This is a genomic window from Deltaproteobacteria bacterium (assembly GCA_016219225.1).
Taxonomy (GTDB): domain Bacteria; phylum Desulfobacterota; class RBG-13-43-22; order RBG-13-43-22; family RBG-13-43-22; genus RBG-13-43-22.
The window spans coordinates 1-22,495 of sequence record JACRBX010000198.1 but is presented as its reverse complement, the minus strand read 5'-3'; the positions used below and the strand labels follow the sequence as shown (position 1 = coordinate 22,495).

The following is a 22,495-nucleotide window of genomic DNA, read 5'->3' as shown; positions in this document are numbered from 1 at the left end:
CGGTTCGGATATCTCCCATCCGCAGGATGCCCTGGCTTATCTGATCAAAGGAAATGATCAGGCGGTTTTGGTCGATGCCGGGGCCGGGAAGGGTTCTTCGGTTATTTTTGAAAATATCAAAAGGTCCGGCGTTCATCCCCGGGAGCTGACCCATCTGATCCTGACCCATGGCCACGTGGACCATATCGGCGGCGCTGAATTTTTTAAGGACAAAACAGGCTGCCGGATTGTCGCCCATGAGGCCGATCAGGGGGCTATCGAATCCGGTGATCCGGTCTTAACCGCTGCTTCCTGGTATGGGGTGACCTTACCTCGTTTGAAGATAGATCAGGTTTTAAAGGAAAAGATCGAAGAACTGCCCTTGGGTCAGAAGGAAAAAATCATCTGCCTCCATACTCCCGGCCATACCCCGGGATCGATTTCTCCCTATATGGATCGCCAGGGGCAAAGGGTCCTTTTCGGTCAGGATATTCACGGCCCTTTTTCCAAAGACTTCGGCTCCAGTTTAAGCGACTGGCATAATTCCATGGACGAACTCCTGGCCTTGAAGGCGGACATTCTATGCGAAGGGCATTTTGGTGTCTATCGGACTCCCCAAAAGGTCAAGGCTTATATAGAACAATATATGAAGCAATACTGTTCGGCGTGAAGCGTTCGTCGTTCGGCGAAAAATATTTTGATGATTCGCAGTGTCCCGCCCCAATGGGTCATGAGGGTTTGATATGAAACCGGAGATACGCTATTTCCCCGACCTGGAAGCCTTAAGTCTGGAGGCGGCCGGCCTTATCAGCCAAACCGCTGATAAGGGTGTTGCGGAAAAGGGGCTTTTCTCCCTGGTCCTTTCCGGGGGAAGCACACCGCGACTTCTTTACGAACTCCTTTCACAGCCGCCTTTTGTGCAGGAAATGCCCTGGCCGCACATCCATTTCTTTTGGGGGGACGAAAGGTGTGTCCCTCCTGATCATCCGGAGAGCAATTATGGCCTGGCCTCTCGGAGTCTGCTTTCCCGGATCCCCGTCCCAGAGAAAAATATTCACCGGATTCCGGTTGAAAAAGGTCCGGGACCCTGGGCAGCCCGGGAATATGAAAAAGAAATCCTGGAATTTTTTAATTCCCGATGGTCCGATACGATGGGGGCACCTTCTTTTGATCTTGTCCTTTTGGGTCTGGGGAAAGACGGGCACACGGCTTCCCTGTTTCCCGGCGATCCGGCACTAAAAGAAGAAGAACACCTGACCGCCTATGTGCCTAAACCGGGACCTGCCCCAGAATTCCCAAGGATTACTTTGACATTGCCGTTAATCAATCAGGCAGAAGAGGTGCTTTTCCTGGTCTCAGGGGCAGAGAAAAAAGAGGTCCTTAGGGTTATCCTCAATGAACCCCCTGGCGGTCGTGATCGCTACCCGGCAGCCCGGGTCAATCCCAAAAGGAAAGTTTTATGGTATGTTTGTTAACTCCTCAGGGTTACGGACGTCACAAAACATGAAAATGGGTTTCTTTATTCCGAAATCCGAAATCTAAAATCCGAAATCGATATTATGGCCCCTAATCCCTTGTTGGTAAACTATACCGCTCTCCTGCAGGAAAAAGACCTCGCCGGTCCGATTCTGGATCTGGCCTGCGGTGAAGGGCAAAATGGGCTATACCTGGCAGGGATGGGGCTTCCGGTTATCCTGGCCGATCGATCCTCTGAGGCCTTGGACAAGGCCAAAGAGGCAGTGGAAGGAAAGGACCTCGATGTGACTTTCCGGGAGATCGATCTGGAAACCGGTTTAAACCCTCTCGAAGAAGACCACTACCGGGCCATCCTGGTCTTCCGCTACCTCCACCGCCCCCTGATACCGTGTCTGAAAAAAGGTCTAAAAAGGGGAGGAATCCTGATCTATGAAACCTATACCGACGAACAGCCCAGATTCGGTCGTCCTCTTAATCCCGACCATTTGCTGAAACCAAAGGAGTTATTCGACTGGTTCAGGGACTGGCCGATAATCCATTATTTTGAAGGGATCTTAGAAGACCCCAAAAGGGCCATGGCCCAGATCGTCTGCAGAAAACCGTTTAAGGAAAATCAGGACTGTGTTCGGTGAACTGGGTTGTCATATTCTTGAAGAACAGGCCCGGGATTTTTCAACCATTTTTTTGAAAGAAAGGAACCGTCTCATGGATAAATTAAGAACGATTGCTTTGGATTATGTTTCCAGCGCAGGGGGTTGCGCGGTGGGGATCGCCACTACGGAAACCTTAGCCGGCGGCCCCCCTTCCACCGATTTGAGTTTTGTTCTGCCCGGAGCCGAATCGGCTGTGGTCTTCGCCGTTCCTCTGGATCAGACCCTGATCGAGCCTTTTCTCGGCAAAAAGGATCGTCTGTCCCATGAACGGGATAATTTTCAGGTTAATTACCTGGCCGGCGGCATTGCCCTCGGATTGGCTGATTTTCTGCGTCAGAGGGGTTGTGAGGCCAAGCCGGTCTCTCCCAACAATGTATATCGACCGGAAGGGTTAAAGGCGGGAGTGATGCTGCCGGACATCTCCCTCCGCTATTTGGCGGTTCGTGCCGGTATTGCCCATTTCGGGTTATCGGGCAACGTGATCACCCGTCAAGCCGGAGCGGCTGTAATCCTGGGGGCGGTAATAACGGTCGGAAACTTGGCACCAACCGAACCGCTCCCGGATGAGGATAATTATTGCGATGAGTGCCGACTCTGTATGGCCTCCTGCGGGTCCGATTTTATGGACCAAAAGGAAAAGGATTCGGTGACCCTCGGTGGGCGGGAATACACCTACTCCAAACGCCGCAGCCAGCTCAGGTGCCAGTTTGTCTGCGGAGGATTCAGTGGGCTCCATAAGTCGGGCAAATGGTCTTCCTGGTCCCCTGGACGTTGGAGGATCCCCGAAACGGATGAAGACATCCTGTCGGCTCTCCGTCCCGGGTTTCAAGCCTTCAACCTGTGGCCGGAAATCGAAGGGGGCCAGTATCATGTCAGGATGCGGAAAAAGCTGTTGCTGACCTGCGGGAACTGCCAACTGATTTGTCACCCCAACAAGGAAATAAGACGCCGGCGTCACAAGCTGCTTTTGGAGAATGGGGTAGTCGTCCAGAGGGATGACGGTCTCCTGGAGGCCCTGCCGCCGGAAGAAGCCCGATCTTATGTGGATTCTTTAAGGTCCGAAGTAAAGGCTGTTTACGGGGTGGCACCCACAAATTGAAAGTGTACCCACAGCTTATTTCAATCCCTTTTCATTGAAGAAGGGCCCGTATTTCTTATCAACACTTTTGATGTGGTTTTGAAGCCAATCGCTTAAAAAATTCATTACTGTAATGGATAATCCGATTTTCCCTTTTCCGAAACCATCTTTGAACTCGGAAACCTTTTTTACAAAATCCGAATGTTCCTGCTTATGAGTATCTGCTTCCGGATACCTGAATTTATCAAAATACTTCTCTTCTGTCGCAAAATGTGTTCCTGCATAGCTGACCAGACCATTCACGATCTTGCCTAAAATATCTTTCCCCTTGCCCTGCCGCATTGCATCATTGAGGTCGTTGATTATCCCAACAAGTTTTTGATGTCCCCTACTCCCGCAATCGTCCCCCAAAGAGCCGTCAGGCCTGTTTTGATCTTTTATGGGAGGGTCGATTATTTTTTGCCTTATGCGGTTTTGATCCAGGTTTGATGGCGCGGGCATAGGTCAGAATCGACCGGACATAATTGTCGCAATGATTATAGGCATAAAGGGACTGTTTTTTGTGGGCAGGATCCTTTCCGGACCAGCCGAAGGCCTTTAAGTAATTGGCGATGCTGGCCAGGGCATCGCTCCGGTTGTTAAGATCGACCTTCCCGTCCCCATCCCCGTCCACCCCGTATTTAATATAAGAGGAAGGGACAAACTGGGGAAGACCGAAGGCCCCGGCCCAGGAACCCCGGATCTCCAGGGGATCCCTTTGGCGGTCTCGGCACATCTGCAGCAAGGCGGCCAGTTCTTCTTCGGCCCAGACCGACCGCCGGTTTTCAATTACGGCCAGGGTCAGCAGACTGTTGAAGATAGGAACGGTCCCCTTGGTCCGGCCGAAGTTGGTTTCGAGGCGGAGGATGGCCACCAGGATTTCTTTTTCCACCCCATAGGAGGATTCAATACGGCGAAGAAGCGATCGATGATCTTGAAGGGTTTTCTTTCCTTCCCGGACGGATTTTTTAGAAAGCAATCCAAAGCGGCGTCCCAAATAATCGATTCCCTTTCCGCTTCGCCCTATAATCTCCGGGTAGACCATCACCCGGTCGTCGGAGAAAATCCGGGCCAGGTCTTCGCCCGAGAATCCGCGAGCCGTTAAGCGCTGCACCAGTTCTTCTTGTTTTTCCAGGTAAAGCGTTGGAATGGCCGCCCCGGCCAAAGATCCAAGGGAAGGAAGAAGGAGGGGCCCTATAAAGAAAAACAGGCCGGCAAAAATGGCAAGGGTTATATTCCTGAATCCGTTAGGGTGCTCTCTTCCCACCTAAAAGGATCCCCAGATTATCCGGATCTTTGAGAGGAACATGGTTTATCCCGCCTAAATATCGTTTCCTTTTGGCATACAAATAAGATGAGAAATTGTCAATTTATTTTTTTATTATTCGGATAATCAGAAAGCCGAATCCGTATTTGACCAGATGAACCGGCCCCACTCTGGAAACCTCCCGGCAAAGCAACCCGAAATAAGTCAATTCAGAAACTACGCCCCCTCCCCCAGCGGATTGCTCCGACGGATGGATTGAATCACGTTGTTGATCTGTTCAAGAAAACGTGCCCGGTCGCGTTTTGTTAGAGGCGGAGGCCCGCCCGTTATTTCTCCTGCGTTGCGCAGATCAGACATCAGGTCCCTGGTCGCCACTGCCATGCCGATATTGTCTTCCGTGAAGGGCTTGCCGGTTGGACTGATGACCCTTGCGCCTTTTTTTATACAGCGGCCGGCCAGCGGAATGTCAGCAGTGATCACGATGTCATCAGGTTGCACGTGTTCGACAATCCAGTCATCGGCTGCGTCGAACCCGTCTTTTACTACTTCGAGTGCGATCCATCGTTCATCCGGGACCCGCACCCAGGAATTTGCTACCAATGTGACTTCCAGTCGAAATCGACTTGCAACGCGGTACACCTCCGGTTTGACAGGGCACGCATCCGCATCTACAAAGATGTGTAGCAAATCAAAATCCTCCTCCGTTCCCTTGTTTCAGACTTACCCCATTTCTGTTCTCTATATCAGGGTAAGGGCAGATAAACCCCCAGTTTCAAGAAATTAATATGGTGTACCCGGAATACATTTTTTTTTCGTGGATAATTATTGAAAACATTCCACTGTTTAATAAAGATAGGCTCTTTTCCACCGACCTTTATGTCCTATCAACCCTTCATCAGTCCCGCATCCTGAAAGCTGAAGTGCCCTTTCTTCGCTACTATGATATGATCCAGAACGCGAAGGCCAAGAATCTTCCCGGCCTCGGTTAACTGTTCGTGCATCCGCAAATCCGTTTCGCTGGGTTGTAGATCGCCGGACGGGTGATTGTGAACAAAAATGACGGAGGCCGCACGGTCCACCAGGACATCGGCAAATACCTCGCGAGGATGCACAGGGCTCATGTTCAGGAGGCCGATGGTAATAATCCGTTTTTCAATCACTTCATTGGCGCCGTTTAGGGAAATGCAAAGGAAATGTTCCTGCCTTTTAACGGCCAGGTCAGTCACCAGGGGCAGGACATCCTCAGAGCGGCTGATTTTGACCGCCTCTTTGAGCAAATGGCGGCGTGCCAGTTCGAAGGCTGAAAGGATCTGCGCCGACTTGGCCAGCCCCATTCCCGGCATACCCATTAAATCTGAAAGCGAAAGATCTTTCTGCCGATCACGGATGAGCCCGGCCACCTGCCTGGCAATTGCCCGCACGTCCCGCCCGGCCGTGCCCATGCCGATAATCGCCGCCACTAATTCCTCGTCCGTCAAGGCCGATACACCCCGCTCCCGCAGCTTCTCGCGTGGACGACTGTGGGCCGGCAGGTCTTTGATAGTTTTCATGAATGATGCCTCTCTTTCAGTCAAACAGATCGTTTAGGACACCCCAAATTACTTCTGCCGGGACGGGCACAATTCTTAAATGACTTCGTTGCCGGTTATAGTGATTGCTGACTTGTGATGATATACACCATGTCCCCCACAAATCGTCGAAAAGATTCATTTTCGACAAATTGTTTGTAGACGTCAGTGTCATCCTTGAGCAATTGCTGCATCACCTTTCCGAGGGCCTGATCGTGGGCAAGGCGCGCGGTATGAGGGGTGTTCTCTTTGGCATTCCGATAGGCCGTATCGGCGGCCACCTTGGGCGCGATGTCTTCTCGTATTCGCTTGACCACGCGGTCCGCGTCAGTAAAAAGCGTGCCGAATTGTTCGTTGAAGGTCTTGATAATGTTGCTGAGGCGGTCGATCTCGGGCTCATTTCTTCGGCCTTCGGTATCCGTCGGGACAGGTTCAATCTCGGCGTCCTGATCCGTCAAGGCGATCCTCATCACGGCCTTCTTCTCAAGGCGGTAACTGTCCATATCGATGGCTTCGAGTATGCCCCTGGCCAGATCCTCCTCTTCCGGCGCCGGCAGTTTCGGTATCAGCAGGTTGAGAAGAATAGACAGCCTCTCCCAGGACGCGTTGGTGTGCGGAAGAATGGAAGCCAGGAAATCGTAGGTGCGGCAGAAGGCCTTGGCCTTGCCTTTGAAGTCCACCTGTTGGTTTTCATCCAGGGCTTCCTTGTATACGGCCACGCAGGTATCGAGGATAGGGTCGAGTTTATCGCGTTCGGCATCGCCGAGGAACAACTCGACCACTTGTTGAACTTGTTCTGCCGAATAGACCTGGGCATTGTCGAGCGACGTCTTTAAATCATTCAGCTTATTTGGATCGGTTTCTTCACTGAGCAGGGTTGTTCGGTAGTAATCCTGGAAGGCATAGGTGATCGCCTCGCTATTGTTCTGGAAGTCGAGGACAAAACAGTCGTGTTTCTGGGGATGGGCGCGATTGAGCCTTGACAGGGTTTGGACCGCCTTGATTCCCGCCAGCGGTTTGTCCACGTACATAGTGTGTAAAAGAGGCTCGTCGTAGCCGGTCTGGAACTTGTCGGCGCAAATGAGAAAACGATAGGGATCGGTCTGAACCTTCTCGGCGATGTCGCCGCTGGAAAATCCGTTGAGCGACGCCTCGCTGACCTTGCCCCCCTTGTATTCATGTTCCCCGGAAAAAGCCACGATGGCCTGAAAGGGGCTTTTGCGCTCGACGAGATAGTCTTTCACGGCGTGATAGTACTGGATGGCCCGTTCGATTCCGCTGGTCACGATCATGGCCCGCGCCTGCCCGCCTATTTTTACCGCCGTCAGTACCTGATTATGGAAGTGGTCCACCATGATCTCGGCCTTGAGCCGGATGGCGTGATGGTGGCTCTCTACGTACCGGCGCAGTTTTTTTCGCGCCTTTTTGGTGTCGTAGGCCGGATCGTCCTCGATCGTTTTGATCAGCTTGTAGTAGCTGTCGACGGGGGTGTAGCTCTTGAGCACGTCGAGGATAAACCGCTCTTCAATGGCCTGTTTCATGGTGTAGCCGTGGAAGGGACGGTGTTTGACCTTGCCCTCCGAGTCAGGCGGCAGGGGTATGCCGAACATCTCCAGCGTCTTGTTCTTGGGCGTGGCGGTGAAGGCGAAGTAGCTGGCGTTGGTCAGCATCTTGCGGGCCGCCATACGCTTTTCCAAAGCCTCGTTTATCGTATCTTCGGGATCAGTCTCCGTATCCGACCCGTTCGCCGGATCTCCCAGAGCCTTGCTCATGGCCGCCGATGTTTTGCCGCCCTGGCTGGAATGGGCCTCATCGATAACGATGGCAAAGGTCTTGCCGGCTTCGGCGGCGATCTCATTAAGAATGAAGGGAAACTTCTGGACCGTCGAAACAATGATCTTCTTGCCCTGTTCGATGAACTTGCGCAGATCACCTGAATTTTCGGCATGGCCGACCGTCGATCGGACCTGCATAAACTGCTTGATCGTGTTCTGGATCTGGTCGTCCAGTATCCGCCGGTCCGTAACCACGATGACGGAATCGAAAACCTCCTTACCCGCCCGTTTGACGCCGATAAGCTGATGGGCCAGCCAGGCGATAGAATTTGATTTGCCGCTTCCTGCCGAGTGTTGAATCAGACACCTCCGGCCCACGCCGTGTTCCTGCACATGGGCCAGGGTTTTCCGAACCACGTCGAGCTGGTGATAACGGGGGAATATCTGGATTCGCTTCTTCCTGGTGGTCTTCTTGGATTTGATCTCGATAATCTGAGCGTAATTTTCCAGGATATTGGTCAGCCCCGCCGGTGTGAGCACTTCTTTCCAAAGATAGTCCGTCTTGAGCCCCAGGGAATTGGGCGGATTGCCCGCACCGTCTTTATACCCCTTGTTGAAGGGTAAAAACCACGAGGCCTTGCCCTTCAGTTCGGTGCACATGCGCACCTCGCTGTCATCGACGGCAAAGTGCACCACGCAACGACCGAAGCCAAAGAGCTTCTCGCGCGGGTTGCGGTCCCGGCGGTATTGTTCGATGGCATCTTCCACGGTCTGTTTGGTCAGGCTGTTCTTCAACTCAAAGGTGGCAATCGGCAGACCGTTAATAAACAAACACAGGTCAAGGGAGCGGCGCGTTTCATCCAGGCTGTAAGCAAGCTGGCGGGTGACGGAGAAGCGGTTTTGGGCATGAAGCCTGGCCGCCTTGACGTTGCCCTCCGAGGGCGTTCCGTAAAAGAGATCAAAATGGCCGGCTGGATGATAGTCAATGCCCTTGCGCAGGACGTCGATGACGCCACGTTTGCCGATTTCTGACGAGAGGCGGGAAAAAAATTTGAGGCGGTTGATGTCTTTGGGATCATCGGTCAAGGCCATTTTTTTGAAGGCTTCCGGCTGGGTGGCGCGCAGAAACGCGAAGAGCTTCACCACATCCAGGGCGTGAGCGCGGTCGAAGTCCTTCGGCCTGCCCGCCACATATCCCGTTCCGCCATAAACAGCAGGCGGCGCCGACACGGCATCAGGGATATCATCTAAGCCGTCCGTGCCGGTCATGTGGCGCATGATGATGGTTTCGAGCCCTTTTTCGCTGGTGTCGGTGGTCATTCGGCAACCTCTTCGTCTGGTAGATCGATTTCATCATGGAATTCCCCAGTTTCAGGTGCAGCTTCCTCGGGCAACTTCGAAGCGACATCTCTTACATCAAGCTTACCGGTAACGACATCGGCGACGAGACGGATGCGGTATTCTCGGAGGAGGTCGATTTCACGTTCGAGGCGGGAGATTGCGGTGTCGTAAGTCAGAAAGTCCGAATCTAGAACTTTACAGATAGCGTCTTGTTCATGCCTTGGTGGGACCAGAACGGCAAGTGATTTAATTTCACTGATGTTGATACGTTTGAACGTCGAACCAACGAGCAGCAACTCCAGTTGGCGATTCATGAAAGGGCTGTGAAGCAGATAGTTCAGAAAACGCTGATTCTGGAAATCTGAGCGAATCAGGCATACATCTTGTCCCATCGCAAAGTCGATGTTAGTTTCCACCAGAGCGCAAGCACCTACGCTAACATTTCGACAGTAGATCAAATCGCCGCTCTTTGGTTTTCTATCGCCCTCGATAAGAAGCCGATACCACTCAGCTCTTGTTCGCTTGCAACTACTTAGATCTAACGAGAAGGATTGCACTTCGACAACACTAGCTAGCGGTAAGCCGTCTTCAACGAACGGTACTGTAAGGTGCTTGCAGTCAGTTACCTTCCAGTAGCGCCGGAGTGAACAGAAGTCCCAGTGTGCCGGAATATCGCCGAGCCAGGGGATACCCGATGGTTTGAGGGGGACGGATGCGTCAAGGCCGCGGGTGACGGCGCGTTGAATGATAGCCTGCTTCTGTTCGTTAAGCAGCGCTATCACCTTCCGCTTCGCCCGAATCGCCCGCTCTGAGCGACTGTTCACCCAGTCCAAAAACCGCACAATCGCCGCCTGCTCTTCCACCGGGGGTTCTGGAGAATAGATCATCTTGAAGTGTTCGGGCCGAAGACTCCACATATCTGAGGTGATCCCATAGGACCAACGCTCCGCTTCCTTGGCAAATTGCGGGGTGCGGTAGAGATGATGAAAATAGCGCGGCAGGTTTTTGGGCGTGCGCATACACATGACGATATAGGCAGGGCTAATAATGCCACGAAAATTCGAGACGCCGATTGCTCCCTGCCATGCACGCATTTTGTTATAGGCGATATCGCTGGGCTTCACAAGCTTATAAGCCGATCTGTCCAAGTTAGAGCTGTCTTTTTTGGAACTACCTGCAAGCAGCGTCTTTTGTAGAACAATGCCGCGCGTGATCGTGACTGATAACATTTCCTCATTAGAATGATTTCGATCCTTCACCTCAGAAAAAAGCGCACGGTTTGGCAAGACAGCCCAGTGCTGGGGCACATCGCCAAACCAGGTTTGGGATGAATGTTTGTATTCTGAATACGGCTTTAATTGGGCAATCATGGATTGCCCTCTTTTTTTCGTGTCTTGACCGGTTTTCCCTCATCCTCCGCCGGTGCGTTAAGGGCGTAAAATTCATGCAGTTTGGCGGCAAGCAGCTTCTTGTCGGGCAGTTGGGTCTGGTATTCGGCGATAAGGGCCGGGGAAAGGGATCTGCTGAGGGCGTATTCGACCACTTCACTGTCTTTTGAGGCGCACAGGAGCACGCCCATAGACGGGTTTTCGTGGGCCTTGCGATGGTCACGGTCGAGGGCTTCGAGATAAAACTCCAGCTTGCCCAGATATTCCGGCTCAAAGCGGCCCACCTTCAATTCGATGGCCACCAGGCAATTGAGTCCTCGATGAAAAAAGAGCAGATCGAGAGCGAAGTCCCGGCCGCCGACCTGGACCGGATATTCCGATCCGACAAAACAGAAGTCGCGACCGAGTTCAATAAGAAAGTCCTTAAGCCGTGCTAAGAGACCGCGATGAAGATCGTCTTCGGTGTGGGGCGCCGGCAAGTCCAGAAATTCAAGAAAGTAGGAATCTTTAAATACGCTATTCGCCGCTTCGCCGTGAATTTGTCTCACCACTGGTGACACTTTTGGCGGATGCAAAACGGTGTGTTCAAAAAGGGCCTGACGGAATTGCTTTTCCAGTTCTCGTTTGCTCCAGCGCTCCCGAATGGCCATACGGAGGTAAAACTCCCTTTCTTCCGGTCGCTTAGACTGGGTAAGGATGATGAGGTTGTGGGTCCACGGCAATTGTGTCACCAGTGGGGTCACTTTCTTATTGCCCGTATAGGTCTCATAGAACTGGCGCATGCGAAAAAGGTTCCGCCGTGTGAATCCGCGCAGTCCGGGCAGTATTTGCGCCAGATGCCGCGCCAGTTGGTCAACAACGCCTTCGCCCCATTCAGCGGTTTCGAGCTTTTCACTGATATATCTGCCCACCTGCCAATACAAACCGACGAGTTCCGTATTGACCGCCTGATAGGCGCGGGCACGGGCCTCCCGGATGAGACCGACAACTTCCGCAAAGGCGGCCTCGAGTGGTATGGCTGCCGTTTGCTTCGCGGGGGTCAGCTTCGTCTTCGGTGCGACTTTCCTTGTCTTCACACGTTCCCTCCTTTCAGCAGATCATCCAGTAACCCCTCGGCCTCCTGTTCGATAGCCAGGATGTCGGCACGAATCTCTTCGAGGGTACGCAGCGGCTGGGGTTTGTAGAAATGGCGGGTAAAGCTGATCTCATAACCGATCTTCGTGGCTTCTTTCCTGATCCAGACGTCGGGCGTGTAGGGGAGCACCTCGCGGCGGATGAAGGCTTCAATGCCCCCTTCTTCAAGGAGCGGCACCTGTTCGGTGTCCCTCAGGTCGGAATCCGGCTCGTATTCAACAACAGCGGTCAGGCCGTCTACGATCGCCTCGTAGAGGCCATACATTGGGTCGGCCTTGACCTTTTTGGGCTTGTGTATCTTGGCAATCACCGGCGGCGCCGTTTCTACACGCCAACTGACGGCTTTCAATATTTGCTTCAGGTCGGATGCGGAAAGCTTGAGGCCTGCCGTCTTGAGCGCCCCATCCACACGATTGCGGAAAATATTGTGATCTTCATACAAACTATCACCGAGGGTTTTACGCAGTCGCCCGGCGCAATCGACAAGTCGGCCGTCACGCTCCCAGGTTTTGGGGTCAAGAAGCTTCTTTTTCTTCTTCTCGGGCAAACCCTTCTTAATACTGCCGCCCTCATCTTCGTCGTTTTCATCCTCGCTGCCCCATTCGTCCAGGCGCTTCTCCAGGGCGGAATGGATTTGGCAAATTCCGTAAAAAGACCGTCGCCAAATTCATCATAAAACATGGCGCGCAGGTCTTCATCCCCTGAAGCAAAACGTAGCGTTTCGATAGCTTTAAGGGAAAGCCTGCTGTGCAGGCGTAAGGGGCGCTCAACCGTCACCTTCCAGTAACCGAAGGCCTCGTTGGGGAAAATCTTCGACTCCGGCGTTTCCGTAAAGGCCAGGAACGCTTGGCTGATGCGCTCGATGTCCTCGGGTGAAAGCTCGCAGTTCTTTTTACCGAGATTCTTGCGTAGCGGCTTGAACCACTGGGTGGCGTCGATGAGCTGCACCTTGCCTTTTCGGTGGGCCGGCTTTTTGTTGGACAGCACCCAGACATAGGTGGCGATGCCCGTGTTGTAGAAGAGGTTAAGCGGCAAGGCAACGATGGCTTCGAGCCAATCGTTTTCGATGAGCCAGCGGCGGATGTTGCTCTCACCCTGGCCCGCGTCGCCGGTAAAGAGCGATGATCCGTTATGAACCTCGGCGATGCGACTGCCCAGCGTCGATGTTCCGTTCATTTTCGAGGCCATGTTGGCCAGAAAGAGCATCTGGCCGTCGCTGGAACGGGTGACCAGCGAAAGCTCTTCACCTTTATGCATGACCTTGAAACGGGGGTCGCGCATGCCGTCCTTGCCGCCCATCAGTTCGAGATCCTTCTTCCAGCTTTTTCCATAGGGCGGATTGGAAAGCATGAAGTCAAATTCCTGAGCCGGAAAGGCATCGTTCCAAAGGGTGGAATATTCCGCACCGCCATAGATATATTCTGCGTTCTCGCCTTCGCCCTTGAGCAGCATGTCGGCCTTGCAGACGGCGTAGGTTTCGGGGTTGATCTCCTGGCCGTAGAGGCGGCTGTTGATCTGGAGACCATGTTTTTCGGCAATCGCTGCCAGCGTCTCCTCCGCTACGGTCAGCATGCCGCCCGTTCCACAAGCACAGTCGTAAATGAGATACAAACCCGATTTAAGCTGGGTCTCTATCGGTAGAAACACTAAATTCGCCATCAGGCGCACGGCATCGCGCGGCGTCCAGTGTTCGCCTGCCTCCTCATTGTTATCTTCGTTGAACTTGCGGACCAGTTCCTCAAAAATCGTCCCCATGGCATGGTTGTCGATAGCGGCCGGGGACAAATCAATTTCAGGATCGAGAAACTTATCGATCAACGTTCCCAAGGCGTCGGCTTTGGACAGGGTCGGAATCTGGTTGCGAAACTTGAAGTTTTCAAGGATGTCCTGGACATTGGGAGAAAACCCATTGAGATAGTCTTCGAAATCCTGAAGGAGTTGCTGCCGGCTTCCGCGGGATTTCAGGTCCCGGAGAGTAAAACGCGAGGTATTGAAAAAGGCCTGGCCCGCGGCGGCTTCAAGGGCCGTGCGCTGCTCGGTGATGCTCGCCTCATCAAGCATCTTTTTCGCGTCGAGTACCGCCTGTTTGGTTGGCTCCAGTACTGCATCCATGCGCCGGATGACGCACATCGGCAAGATAACATCCGGGTATTTACCCCGCTTAAAGAGGTCGCGCAATACATCGTCAGCGATCCCCCAGATAAATGAGATAATTTTGTTGTGCGTAGCTTGATCCATTATCACTTTCGATCCATTTCAGACTTATCCGACTCAGGTAGTATCAAGGGGTCTCAAAGGTCGAGTGTCGGTTTGGGACTGCCATAGGCCGCAGCCGGGTCCCGTAGTAATCTCTTCCCGGCTTGGCCGGTTTTGCGCCTATTCGGCATTGGCTTTTCCCTGGCTCCCACCGTCATCCTCTTTGATTGCATGGTTTAACAGTTCGCTGCTTTTAGTAACTAAAGAATAGAATTCTACGCAAAATGGATAGAATTTCTTAAAAAACACGCCTTGGACCCGGACCAATTGAGGTTTTATTAACATGTTTTGTATATCCAAAATCTTGGTTCCGGCTGGTCCGGGTTGGGATGAATAAAATAAAAACATATCCATCACTTAAAGTCAATTCAATAAGGAAATTAAAATAACTTCCATTTTTCAGGGAGTTGGCTCAGCCCCCAATAAACCCCGAGGATGGCACCGACCACCACCCCGGACGTATTCCTGACAGGTTTTCATTAACCGCTTCGACTCTTCAATGCCTCCGGATTAAGGCAATTGGGAGGTAGTTCTCCACGGAGACCGGCCAGAAGGTTTTCGGCGGCCATCATGGCCATCTTTTCCCGGGTCTTGACACTGGCGCTGCCGATATGGGGAGTAATAATGACATTGCTTAAGGTGAGCAGGAGATCATCCGGGGGGATCGGTTCTACGGCGGTTACGTCCAGTCCGGCGGCAAATATCCGTCCGGATTTGAGGGCTGCATAAAGGGCCGGTTGATCCACGAGGCCTCCCCGGGCCGTGTTGATGAAGACAGCGGTTTTTTTCATAAGCTGAAATTCGTCCCGGCCTATGAGTTTCTCGGTGGAGAGCGTCAAAGGGAGGTGAAGGCTGATAAAATCGGCAGAGGACAATAGATCCTTCAGATCGGCTGCATACTCGGCCCCCAATTCCTTTTCCAGTGATTCGCTTTTTCTGTTCGGCCCATGATAGAGAATTTGCATGCCGAACCCCCGGGCCCTCCTGGCCATCTCAACCCCGATACGGCCCAGACCGATGATACCCAGGGTGGCCCCGTGGACATCCTGCCCCAGGAAAACCATGGGGCTCCAGGTCTTCCAGCGCCCTTGCAAGGTGTATTCGTGGGCCTCGACCACCCTCCTCGCCGAGGCCAGCAGCAGGGCAAAGGCCAGGTCGGCCGTGGTTTCCGTGAGCACGCCAGGTGTGTTGCCCACAACGATCCCCCGGGCTGTAGCCGTGGGAAGGTCGATGTTGTCGTAGCCTACGGCCATGTTGCTGACAACTTTCAAACGGGGCGCCTTTTCCAGGACGGCGGCGTCTATCCGGTCGGTCAGCAGGGTCAGGAGACCATCGGCCGAACGGGCCTTCTCCTGCAGGGTTGGGTAGGGCGGTGGTAATTCCCCGTCCCAGACCTCCATCTCTGTGCTCTCAGCAATCAGGTCCAGGGTCTTACGGGCAATCCGGCGGGTTATAAATATTTTTGGTTTGGTCATATGAATCCTCGATTATTAACGGCCCTCCAGGGCTTGTGTCCCGGCTTTAACGATTTTGGCCAGTTCGACGGACACGGTCGACCAGGTCCCGAACCGATTGAACGCCGTAGTCGTCTTCCAGGGTCATATGCCGGATGTTCTTTTCAAAACCGCCCTTGCCTTCGCGGCTGGAATAGGCCCCGGCCCCCAATTGAAACAAACGGCCTTTCGGTTCAGAGGGCTGTCAGCAGCCTGGCGGTTTCCTGAGCGTTTTTAAGAGCCGGATATTGATTTCATCCCAATGGTCTTCTCCCTTTTTCCCTTTGGGGGTTTCCAGAATAAAAGGGAGGCCGTCCAGGCGGGGATCGTTCAGAAGCCGTTGGAAGGTTTTTATGTTCACCCGGCCCTGGCCGATCTGTTCATGACGATCCACCCTGGAGCCTAAAGGGGTCTTGGAGTCATTGATATGGAGACATTTGAGGCGGTCCAGGCCGATCAGTCTTTGAAAGGAATCCAAAAAATCCTCATACCCTTCAAGAGAAACGATGTCATAGCCGCCGGCCAAAACATGGCAGGTGTCCAGACAGACCCCCAGCCTTTCCGGGTTGCGGCTTCGGGCCATAATATCCCTTAATTGTTCCAGACGGCAACCCAGTTGACTTCCGGCCCCGGGCATGGTTTCCAAAAGGATTTTTGTGTCAGGAACCCCGGCCCTGGCCAGGGCCCGGTCGATCCCTTTGGCGATCCGCTCGATACCTTTCTTTTCCCCGGCTTCTCGATGACTTCCGGGGTGGAGGATAAGATACTCGATTCCCAGACGGGCGGCGCGCACCAGCTCCAGGGCCAGGGTCAGGATGGATTTATCCCTCAGATTTTTGTCGGGGGAGGCCGGATTTAAGAGGTAAGAGGCATGGGCCACCACCGGGGCGATGCCGGTCCGTTTCTGCTCTGTCCTGAAGCGCACGACTTCCTCCAGGGATAAATCGGGTGCCTGCCACTGGACACTGGGTTTGACAAAAATTTGAAGGCATTCCCCGCCGACGATCTCAATGCGTTGAAAGGCCTTTTCCAGACCTCCGGCAACGGACATATGGGCGCCGATCCAATTCATGGAATTCTCCCGATTTCAGGCCTCAAAAAAGGCAGCAAAGATATAATGGCCACTGACCCACACGGACCAGCACAGACTTGTTTATAAGCCCATGGAGCCCCTTGCAAATGTCTAAGTTCGGTAAAAATAGGTCGGGCATCCTGCCTGACAATAGTCGGATCGGCCGAAGGCCGATTGTGTTGAACCCATTAGATAGTCAGCCGGGACGGCTGACCTATTGGGTGTTAATTTTGCATGATTAAGACTTTTGAAAGAACCTCCATGGTATAGGAAAATCCTTTTTGGAAACAGATCAGTGCAGAATACTCTGAATGCGGATTGCGGATTTAAACCCATTCCGAAATCCAAAATCCAAAAAGAATAGGGATCTGCGGGTATCGGCGAAAATCTGCGTCCTAATTTCATCAACTTTTATAGGCCATTCCGATCAGCGGATAAACGACCATCCCGGAGAGGACCGCAATGTCCTCGGCCGAGAGATATTGAGAGATGCTGGCATCAAAGAGGAGATTGCCGTCAGGGGGGAATTCGTCATCTCCGGCCCACAGGACCAGACAGACCGGGATGTAGGGGAAGACCTTGAAGAGAAGAGAAGCATCGCCTTCGCTGCCTTTAGCCCCGCCCATCTTTATCCCTAATTCGATCAAAAGTTCCGGCCGATCTCCAAAGGTTTTGACCAGGGGCTCCTTGGCCCTTTTGACAAAGGCCGAATAATAAAATTCCCCGGAAGGAATTTCCCGGAAAGTGATCCAGGTTTGGGTCAAAGGGGCGCCCTTGGCCTGGATCAGATAATGCATGATCAGTCCCTGTTCCTGCAAGGAAAATTCTTTGGCCCCTTCCGGGACGGCGATTTTTCCTTCCGGCCAGTTGATGGTAATCCTCCGGTTAAGAACAGGCAGTCCGATAGTCCCGCCGGTCGGATCTGGCAGGTATTCGGCCCCGCAGTTTAAGGCCAGGCTTCGAGGGTCTTTTTTCCTGAATTCCTCCTGGGCGATAGTCAGGGTGTTTTTATAATCATCTATTCGGGGCATTTGGGTTCCTTTTGCTCACAATAAGCGCAAAGGGTCTTGTCCTTGAGATCGATCAGCCGAAATCCCCGGGCACAGATCTGGTCCCTGATCCGGTCGGCCTCGGCATATTCTTTGCGCTCCCTGGCCTTTTCCCGCTGGTCCAGCAGGTCCTGGACTTCGGCCGGCAGGGCCGGGTCCGGGAAATCCAATATCTGCAGTACCGAATCGACTTTCTTGAGGACCTGATCCAGTTCCATAAACTGGGCATGGGAGATCTTTTGGTCTATCAGCATCGGATTAATGGTCCTGACCAATTTAAAAAGGGCCGACAGGGCCGAAGAAATGTTCAGGTCGTCATCCAGGGCTTCTTTAAAACCGGTCTTGAAATGATAAACAGCTTCGGTCACCTCAGGAATGTCGACCGGACCGGTTTTGCTGGTATAAAGCTTGTGGATGAATTCATCTAATCGTCTTAAGGTCCGGCGGCCGGCCTCTAAAGCCTTTAGGGTAAAACGGAGCGCTTTCCGGTAATGGGTGGCCAGCAGGAAGTAGCGCACCTCCCGGCCGCTGAATCCCTGATTCAGCAGATCCCGCAGGGTAAGGATGTTCCCCCCGGCGTAGGACATTTTTTTGCGGTCCACCATGACCAGTTCACTATGCAGCCAGTAGTTGACGAATTTTTTTCCCGTGGCCGCCTCACTGATGGCGATCTCGTTTTCATGGTGGGGGAAAATCAGATCTACGCCGCTGGTGTGGATGTCAAAGGTCTCGCCCAGATATTTTAAGGCCATGGCCGAGCATTCCACATGCCAGCCGGGACGGACGTTTCCCCATTCGGTTACAAAATAAATGCCTTTCTTCAGTTCAGCCAGATTGGAGCGTTTGAGCAGGGTAAAATCCTGGGGGTTGTCCTTTTCGTATTCATCCAGGTCCACGGTCTTTCCCAACTGGATCTTTTTTAAATCCACCCGGGAAAGCTTGCCGTAGCCCTTAAACCGGGAGATGTCGAAATACAGGGAATGCATTTTTTCATAGGCGAAGCCTTTTTTAAGCAGGTTCCGTCCCAATTCGATCATATCCTCCACATGTTCGCTGGCCTTGGGATAATAGGCGGCCCGTTTGATGCGCAGGGCGTCAATATCCTTCAGGAACTCCTCGATATAGTTTTGGGTGAATTCGCTCAGGGGGATTCCTTTGGCCTCGGCACCCTGAATAGTCCGATCGTGCAGATCGGTGATATTCATGATATGCAGGACCTCAAAGCCTTTAAACTCCAGGTAGCGGCGGAGCAAATCGGCAACTACAAACCGGCGGCCTACCCCTACATGGATCAGGTCATGGACTGTGGGGCCGCAGGTGTAGATGGAAACCCGGCCTTCGGTCAGTGGCTGGAAGCTTTCCTTCTCACGGGTCAGGGTATTGTAGAAAACCAGGCCGTTTTTTTCCTTTTCGGTAAACAAAGTGGTGCTCAGATATCTTTCTCCGCTGTCCGGGCAGATGACCACCGCCAGACCTTTTTTTAATGGCTGGACCTTTTTCAGGGCCACAGCCATGGCCGCCCCGGAACTCATGCCAACCAAAAGCCCCTCTTCGCGGGCCATCTTCCGGGCCGTTTCAAAGGCCTCTTCATCCTCGATATTGACCACTTCATCCAGGATACTCTTGTCGTAAATGCCCGGCTTGTACGATTCCTTCATATTTTTCAAACCCTGGATCTTGTGACCCAGATAGGGCTCGACCCCGATAATTTTGATGGCCGGGTTGAATTCCTTCAGCCGTTTGGTGATGCCCATCAGGGTGCCGGTCGTTCCCATAGTGGCCACGACCATAGTCACCTTACCTTTGGTCTGCTGCCAGATCTCCACGGCCGTGCCGTGATAATGGGCGGCAATGTTGTCTTCGTTATTGAACTGATCGAGTAAAAAATATTTTTCCGGGTGCTCCCGGGCCATTTGATAGACCTTCTCAATAGAGCCGTCGGTGCCCTGAAGGGCCGGGGTCAGCAAGAGCTTGGCCCCGTAAGCCTTGAGTATTTTCTGCCGTTCGATACTGGCCGATTCGGGCATGGCCAGGATCAGGGGATATCCTTTGACGGCCGCCACCATGGCAAGGCCGATGCCGGTATTGCCTGAAGTGGCTTCAATAATGGTCTTTTCCCTGGTCAAATTCCCGCTTTTTTCTGCGGCTTCGATCATAGACAAACCGATTCGATCTTTAACCGACCCCCCTGGGTTAAAGGATTCTATTTTGGCCCAGAGGCCAACTTTTTTATTGGGATTCAAGCGGTTCAATCGAACCAGGGGGGTGTTGCCGATCAGTTTTAATATGTCGTCATAGGCCTGTTGCATCATTTTAATCACTTCTTTCCGGTGCCTTTCTTTTTGTTGATTCTTTCATACAAGGCGATCTGCTCAGCTATGGATAATTTTTTAGGGGCCGGGGCGCCCTTTTCGGTTTTCCGGCACAACCGGCAGCGGTCCTTTGAGCAGCCCTGACAAAAACGACAGTCCGGACAGGGGCGCCTTCTTCCCGAAAAACAAGGTTCACGGTTCAGGGTATAAGGTCTACGGCTTGAGGAATTATTCGTTTTTCCTTTGCACCCTGCACCTTGTACCTTGCACCTTGTACCCTGCACCTGTTTTTATTCCACCGTCACACTCTTGGCTAAATTTCGCGGCTGATCCACATCGGTACCCCGGAGGACGGCAATGTGATAGGCCAGCAGTTGCAGGGGGACGGCGTATAAAATCGGTGAAAGCCCCCAGCCAGCCTTTGGAAGCCGGAGCCAGTCCTGGACCTTGGATTCGGCCGCGGTCCCTTTCTTTTCATCGGTCAGGCCGATAATAATCCCGCCCCGGGCCCGTACTTCTTCTATGTTGCTGAAAACCTTTTCCAGGATTTCGTTTTGGGGGGCCAAAAAAACCGTGGGCATCTTCTCGTCGATCAGGGCAATGGGGCCGTGCTTCATCTCACCGGCCGGGTATCCTTCGGCATGGATATAAGAGATCTCCTTCAATTTCAAGGCCCCTTCCAGGGCGATGGGATAATGGATGCCCCGTCCCAGGAATAAGAAATCCTGGGCCTGGAAATAACGCTGGGCAATGGCCTGGATCCGGGCTTCTTCTTCCAGGATCTGTTCTATCCCGTGGGGGATGCGCAGGAGTTCCTGAATCATGGCCAACCGATCTTTCCGGGCGATCCTCTTCAAGGTTTGTCCCAGAAATAAGGTTAACAGATACAAGGCTACCAGTTGGGTGGTAAAGGCCTTGGTCGAGGCCACCCCGATTTCCGGCCCGGCATGGGTGTAGATAACACCGTCGGCCTCCCGGGCAATGCTGCTTCCGACGACATTGCAGATAGCCAGGACCCGGGCTTTTTTCTTTTTACCTTCCCGCAAGGCTGCCAGGGTGTCGGCTGTTTCTCCGGATTGGGAAATCAAAATAAGCAGGGTTCTGGGATGGATAATCGGATTCCGATAGCGGTATTCGGAAGCATAATCCACGGCTGTGGGGATACGGCAATATTGTTCCAAAAGAAACTTGCCGATCAGGGCCGCATGCCAGGAGGTCCCGCAGGCCACAATGCTGATCTGGTCGATTTCTTGTAATTCCCCGGCGGTCAGACCTATTTCCGGCAGAAGGGCCTCTCCTTTTTCCGGTGAAACCCGTCCCCGGAAGGTATCGATGATGGCCTGCGGTTGTTCAAAAATCTCTTTTTGCATAAAATGCTTATAACCGGCCTTCTCGGCCATCACCGGGCTCCAGGAGATCTTTTGAATCTCCTTTTTAACCTTTCCTTTTTTCAGGGACAGGACCCGGGGGAAAGGCTGCTCGATGACAGCCATTTCTCCGTCTTCGAGATAAATAACCTGGTTGGTATGGTGGAGGAAAGCCAGGACATCGGAGGCGATAAAAAACTCCCCCTCCCCGATCCCCAAAATCAGAGGGCATTCTTTCCGAACGGCCACGATACGATCCGGGTCCTGGGAGTCGAGTATGACCAGGGCATAAGATCCCCGGATTTTTTCCAGGGCCAGTTGAACGGCCTCAACCAGGTCCCGGCCTTTTAAATATTTGTCAATCAGGTGGGCGACGATCTCGGAATCCGTTTCCGATAAAAAGATATGGCCTTCGGCCGCCAGTTGTTTTTTGAGTTCTAAATAATTTTCGATAATGCCGTTATGGACCAGGGCGACCCGACCGACTACATGGGGATGGGCATTGGTTTCCGAAGGCCGGCCGTGGGTGGCCCAGCGGGTATGACCGATCCCTATCCGGCCGGCTATTGGATTTTGGGAAAGCAACCGGCCCAACTCGCTTAATTTTCCCTGGCTGCGGCGCACATCAAAATGGTGATCCTGAATCAGGGCAATACCGGCCGAATCATACCCCCGGTATTCCAATCTTTTTAATCCCTCGAAAATGACCTCGACGGGATTTTGAGGGCCAAGATACCCGATTATGCCGCACATGATTCTATTTCCTTTCTACTTCAAGACCTGGTTTTTGATCCAAGAGAAGGGGGGAATAATTACCTCGTCCTTCAACGTCGAGTCCTCTATGACCGCATGGGACTGAATTTCACAACGGGAACCGACCCGGGTTTTCCCCCGAAGGCTGGTGAAAGGGCCGATGACCGTATCCGGACCAATCCGGACCGACCCCTCGATATAGGTGGTCAGCGGATCAATGATGGTGATTCCCTTTTGCATCCAATCCTTATTGATTCTTAGCCGCAACACCTGGGCGGATCGGGCCAGTTCAGCCCGGTCATTGATTCCCAGGACCTCCTCTGACCGGGAGTGAAAGTGCACGGCCACCGGTAATCTCTTTTCCCGGGCCATTTGGACCAGATCGGTCAGATAATATTCCTTTTGCCGGTTTTCCCGGGTTAACCTGGAAAGGGAGGAATAAAGAAATCCGGCATCAAAAGCATAAAGACCGGTGTTAATTTCCCGGATAAGGCG

Annotated in this window: 18 protein-coding genes and 1 pseudogene; 4 read left to right on the top strand and 15 right to left on the bottom strand. The window is 52.9% G+C overall.

Translation table 11 applies throughout. The annotated features are described in order from the left end of the window. From HY879_17015 to HY879_17000, 4 genes are all read left to right on the top strand, one after another. A partial coding sequence (locus HY879_17015) for an MBL fold metallo-hydrolase (GenBank protein MBI5605039.1) occupies positions 1 to 649 on the top strand: 649 nt, incomplete at its 5' end. 73 nt (positions 650 to 722) lie between these two features. Continuing rightward, positions 723 to 1,454 carry a 6-phosphogluconolactonase gene (gene pgl / locus HY879_17010; GenBank protein MBI5605038.1) on the top strand — a complete coding sequence of 244 codons (732 nt, stop codon included), beginning with the start codon at positions 723 to 725 and terminating at the stop codon, positions 1,452 to 1,454. Between the two features lie 84 nt (positions 1,455 to 1,538). Beyond that, a complete protein-coding gene (locus tag HY879_17005; protein MBI5605037.1) occupies positions 1,539 to 2,087 on the top strand; it encodes a methyltransferase domain-containing protein in 549 nt (182 codons plus the stop codon). 52 nt (positions 2,088 to 2,139) lie between these two features. Continuing rightward, positions 2,140 to 3,207: an epoxyqueuosine reductase gene (locus tag HY879_17000; GenBank protein MBI5605036.1), complete on the top strand. Its 1,068-nt coding sequence runs from the start codon at positions 2,140 to 2,142 to the stop codon at positions 3,205 to 3,207. Positions 3,208 to 3,222: 15 nt separating this feature from the next. On the opposite strand, the gene HY879_16995 is transcribed toward HY879_17000, so the two are convergent. From HY879_16995 to glmU, 15 genes and pseudogenes are all read right to left on the bottom strand, one after another. Beyond that, positions 3,223 to 3,687 carry a hemerythrin family protein gene (locus HY879_16995; protein ID MBI5605035.1) on the bottom strand — a complete coding sequence of 155 codons (465 nt, stop codon included), beginning with the start codon at positions 3,685 to 3,687 and terminating at the stop codon, positions 3,223 to 3,225. After that, on the bottom strand, positions 3,605 to 4,492 hold the full coding sequence (locus HY879_16990; protein ID MBI5605034.1) for a lytic murein transglycosylase: 888 nt from the start codon (positions 4,490 to 4,492) through the stop codon (positions 3,605 to 3,607). The genes HY879_16995 and HY879_16990 overlap by 83 nt, the downstream gene beginning before the upstream one ends. Before the next feature lie 216 nt (positions 4,493 to 4,708). Continuing rightward, entirely contained in the window at positions 4,709 to 5,179 is a 471-nt protein-coding gene (locus HY879_16985; protein ID MBI5605033.1) for a YaiI/YqxD family protein, read from the bottom strand. 197 nt (positions 5,180 to 5,376) lie between these two features. Continuing rightward, positions 5,377 to 6,042, bottom strand: coding sequence for a DNA repair protein RadC (gene radC, locus HY879_16980; GenBank protein MBI5605032.1), 666 nt, complete (start codon positions 6,040 to 6,042; stop codon positions 5,377 to 5,379). A 95-nt stretch (positions 6,043 to 6,137) separates the two neighbouring features. After that, a complete protein-coding gene (locus HY879_16975; GenBank protein ID MBI5605031.1) occupies positions 6,138 to 9,155 on the bottom strand; it encodes a type I restriction endonuclease subunit R in 3,018 nt (1,005 codons plus the stop codon). Continuing rightward, a complete protein-coding gene (locus tag HY879_16970; GenBank protein MBI5605030.1) occupies positions 9,152 to 10,546 on the bottom strand; it encodes a restriction endonuclease subunit S in 1,395 nt (464 codons plus the stop codon). Before HY879_16970 ends, HY879_16975 begins: the two co-directional genes overlap by 4 nt. Beyond that, on the bottom strand, positions 10,543 to 11,580 hold the full coding sequence (locus HY879_16965) for a DUF1016 domain-containing protein (GenBank protein MBI5605029.1): 1,038 nt from the start codon (positions 11,578 to 11,580) through the stop codon (positions 10,543 to 10,545). The genes HY879_16970 and HY879_16965 overlap by 4 nt, the downstream gene beginning before the upstream one ends. A 56-nt stretch (positions 11,581 to 11,636) precedes the next feature. Then, positions 11,637 to 13,936, bottom strand: a pseudogene (locus HY879_16960) (SAM-dependent DNA methyltransferase). Positions 13,937 to 14,433: 497 nt separating this feature from the next. Continuing rightward, the gene (locus tag HY879_16955; GenBank protein ID MBI5605028.1) at positions 14,434 to 15,429 is read right to left on the bottom strand and encodes a D-glycerate dehydrogenase; all 996 of its coding nucleotides are present in this window, start codon (positions 15,427 to 15,429) and stop codon (positions 14,434 to 14,436) included. Between the two features lie 46 nt (positions 15,430 to 15,475). After that, positions 15,476 to 15,628, bottom strand: coding sequence for a hypothetical protein (locus HY879_16950; GenBank protein MBI5605027.1), 153 nt, complete (start codon positions 15,626 to 15,628; stop codon positions 15,476 to 15,478). Between the two features lie 24 nt (positions 15,629 to 15,652). After that, positions 15,653 to 16,519 carry a deoxyribonuclease IV gene (locus HY879_16945; protein ID MBI5605026.1) on the bottom strand — a complete coding sequence of 289 codons (867 nt, stop codon included), beginning with the start codon at positions 16,517 to 16,519 and terminating at the stop codon, positions 15,653 to 15,655. Positions 16,520 to 16,923: 404 nt separating this feature from the next. Continuing rightward, positions 16,924 to 17,550 carry a DUF3786 domain-containing protein gene (locus HY879_16940; protein ID MBI5605025.1) on the bottom strand — a complete coding sequence of 209 codons (627 nt, stop codon included), beginning with the start codon at positions 17,548 to 17,550 and terminating at the stop codon, positions 16,924 to 16,926. Then, on the bottom strand, positions 17,538 to 19,880 hold the full coding sequence (locus HY879_16935; protein ID MBI5605024.1) for a cysteine--tRNA ligase: 2,343 nt from the start codon (positions 19,878 to 19,880) through the stop codon (positions 17,538 to 17,540). The genes HY879_16940 and HY879_16935 overlap by 13 nt, the downstream gene beginning before the upstream one ends. 290 nt (positions 19,881 to 20,170) lie before the next feature. Further along, a complete protein-coding gene (gene glmS, locus HY879_16930) occupies positions 20,171 to 22,000 on the bottom strand; it encodes a glutamine--fructose-6-phosphate transaminase (isomerizing) (GenBank protein MBI5605023.1) in 1,830 nt (609 codons plus the stop codon). 15 nt (positions 22,001 to 22,015) lie between these two features. Then, a partial coding sequence (glmU, locus tag HY879_16925) for a bifunctional UDP-N-acetylglucosamine diphosphorylase/glucosamine-1-phosphate N-acetyltransferase GlmU (GenBank protein ID MBI5605022.1) occupies positions 22,016 to 22,495 on the bottom strand: 480 nt, incomplete at its 5' end.

Coding starts and splice junctions, on each gene's coding strand:
- pgl (MBI5605038.1), top strand. CDS start 723: ATGAAACCGGAGATACGCTATTTCCCCGACCTGGAAGCCTTAAGTCTG.
- HY879_17005 (MBI5605037.1), top strand. CDS start 1,539: ATGGCCCCTAATCCCTTGTTGGTAAACTATACCGCTCTCCTGCAGGAA.
- HY879_16995 (MBI5605035.1), bottom strand. CDS start 3,687: ATGCCCGCGCCATCAAACCTGGATCAAAACCGCATAAGGCAAAAAATA.
- radC (MBI5605032.1), bottom strand. CDS start 6,042: ATGAAAACTATCAAAGACCTGCCGGCCCACAGTCGTCCACGCGAGAAG.
- HY879_16975 (MBI5605031.1), bottom strand. CDS start 9,155: ATGACCACCGACACCAGCGAAAAAGGGCTCGAAACCATCATCATGCGC.
- HY879_16970 (MBI5605030.1), bottom strand. CDS start 10,546: ATGATTGCCCAATTAAAGCCGTATTCAGAATACAAACATTCATCCCAA.
- HY879_16955 (MBI5605028.1), bottom strand. CDS start 15,429: ATGACCAAACCAAAAATATTTATAACCCGCCGGATTGCCCGTAAGACC.
- HY879_16945 (MBI5605026.1), bottom strand. CDS start 16,519: ATGAATTGGATCGGCGCCCATATGTCCGTTGCCGGAGGTCTGGAAAAG.
- HY879_16940 (MBI5605025.1), bottom strand. CDS start 17,550: ATGCCCCGAATAGATGATTATAAAAACACCCTGACTATCGCCCAGGAG.
- HY879_16935 (MBI5605024.1), bottom strand. CDS start 19,880: ATGATGCAACAGGCCTATGACGACATATTAAAACTGATCGGCAACACC.
- glmS (MBI5605023.1), bottom strand. CDS start 22,000: ATGTGCGGCATAATCGGGTATCTTGGCCCTCAAAATCCCGTCGAGGTC.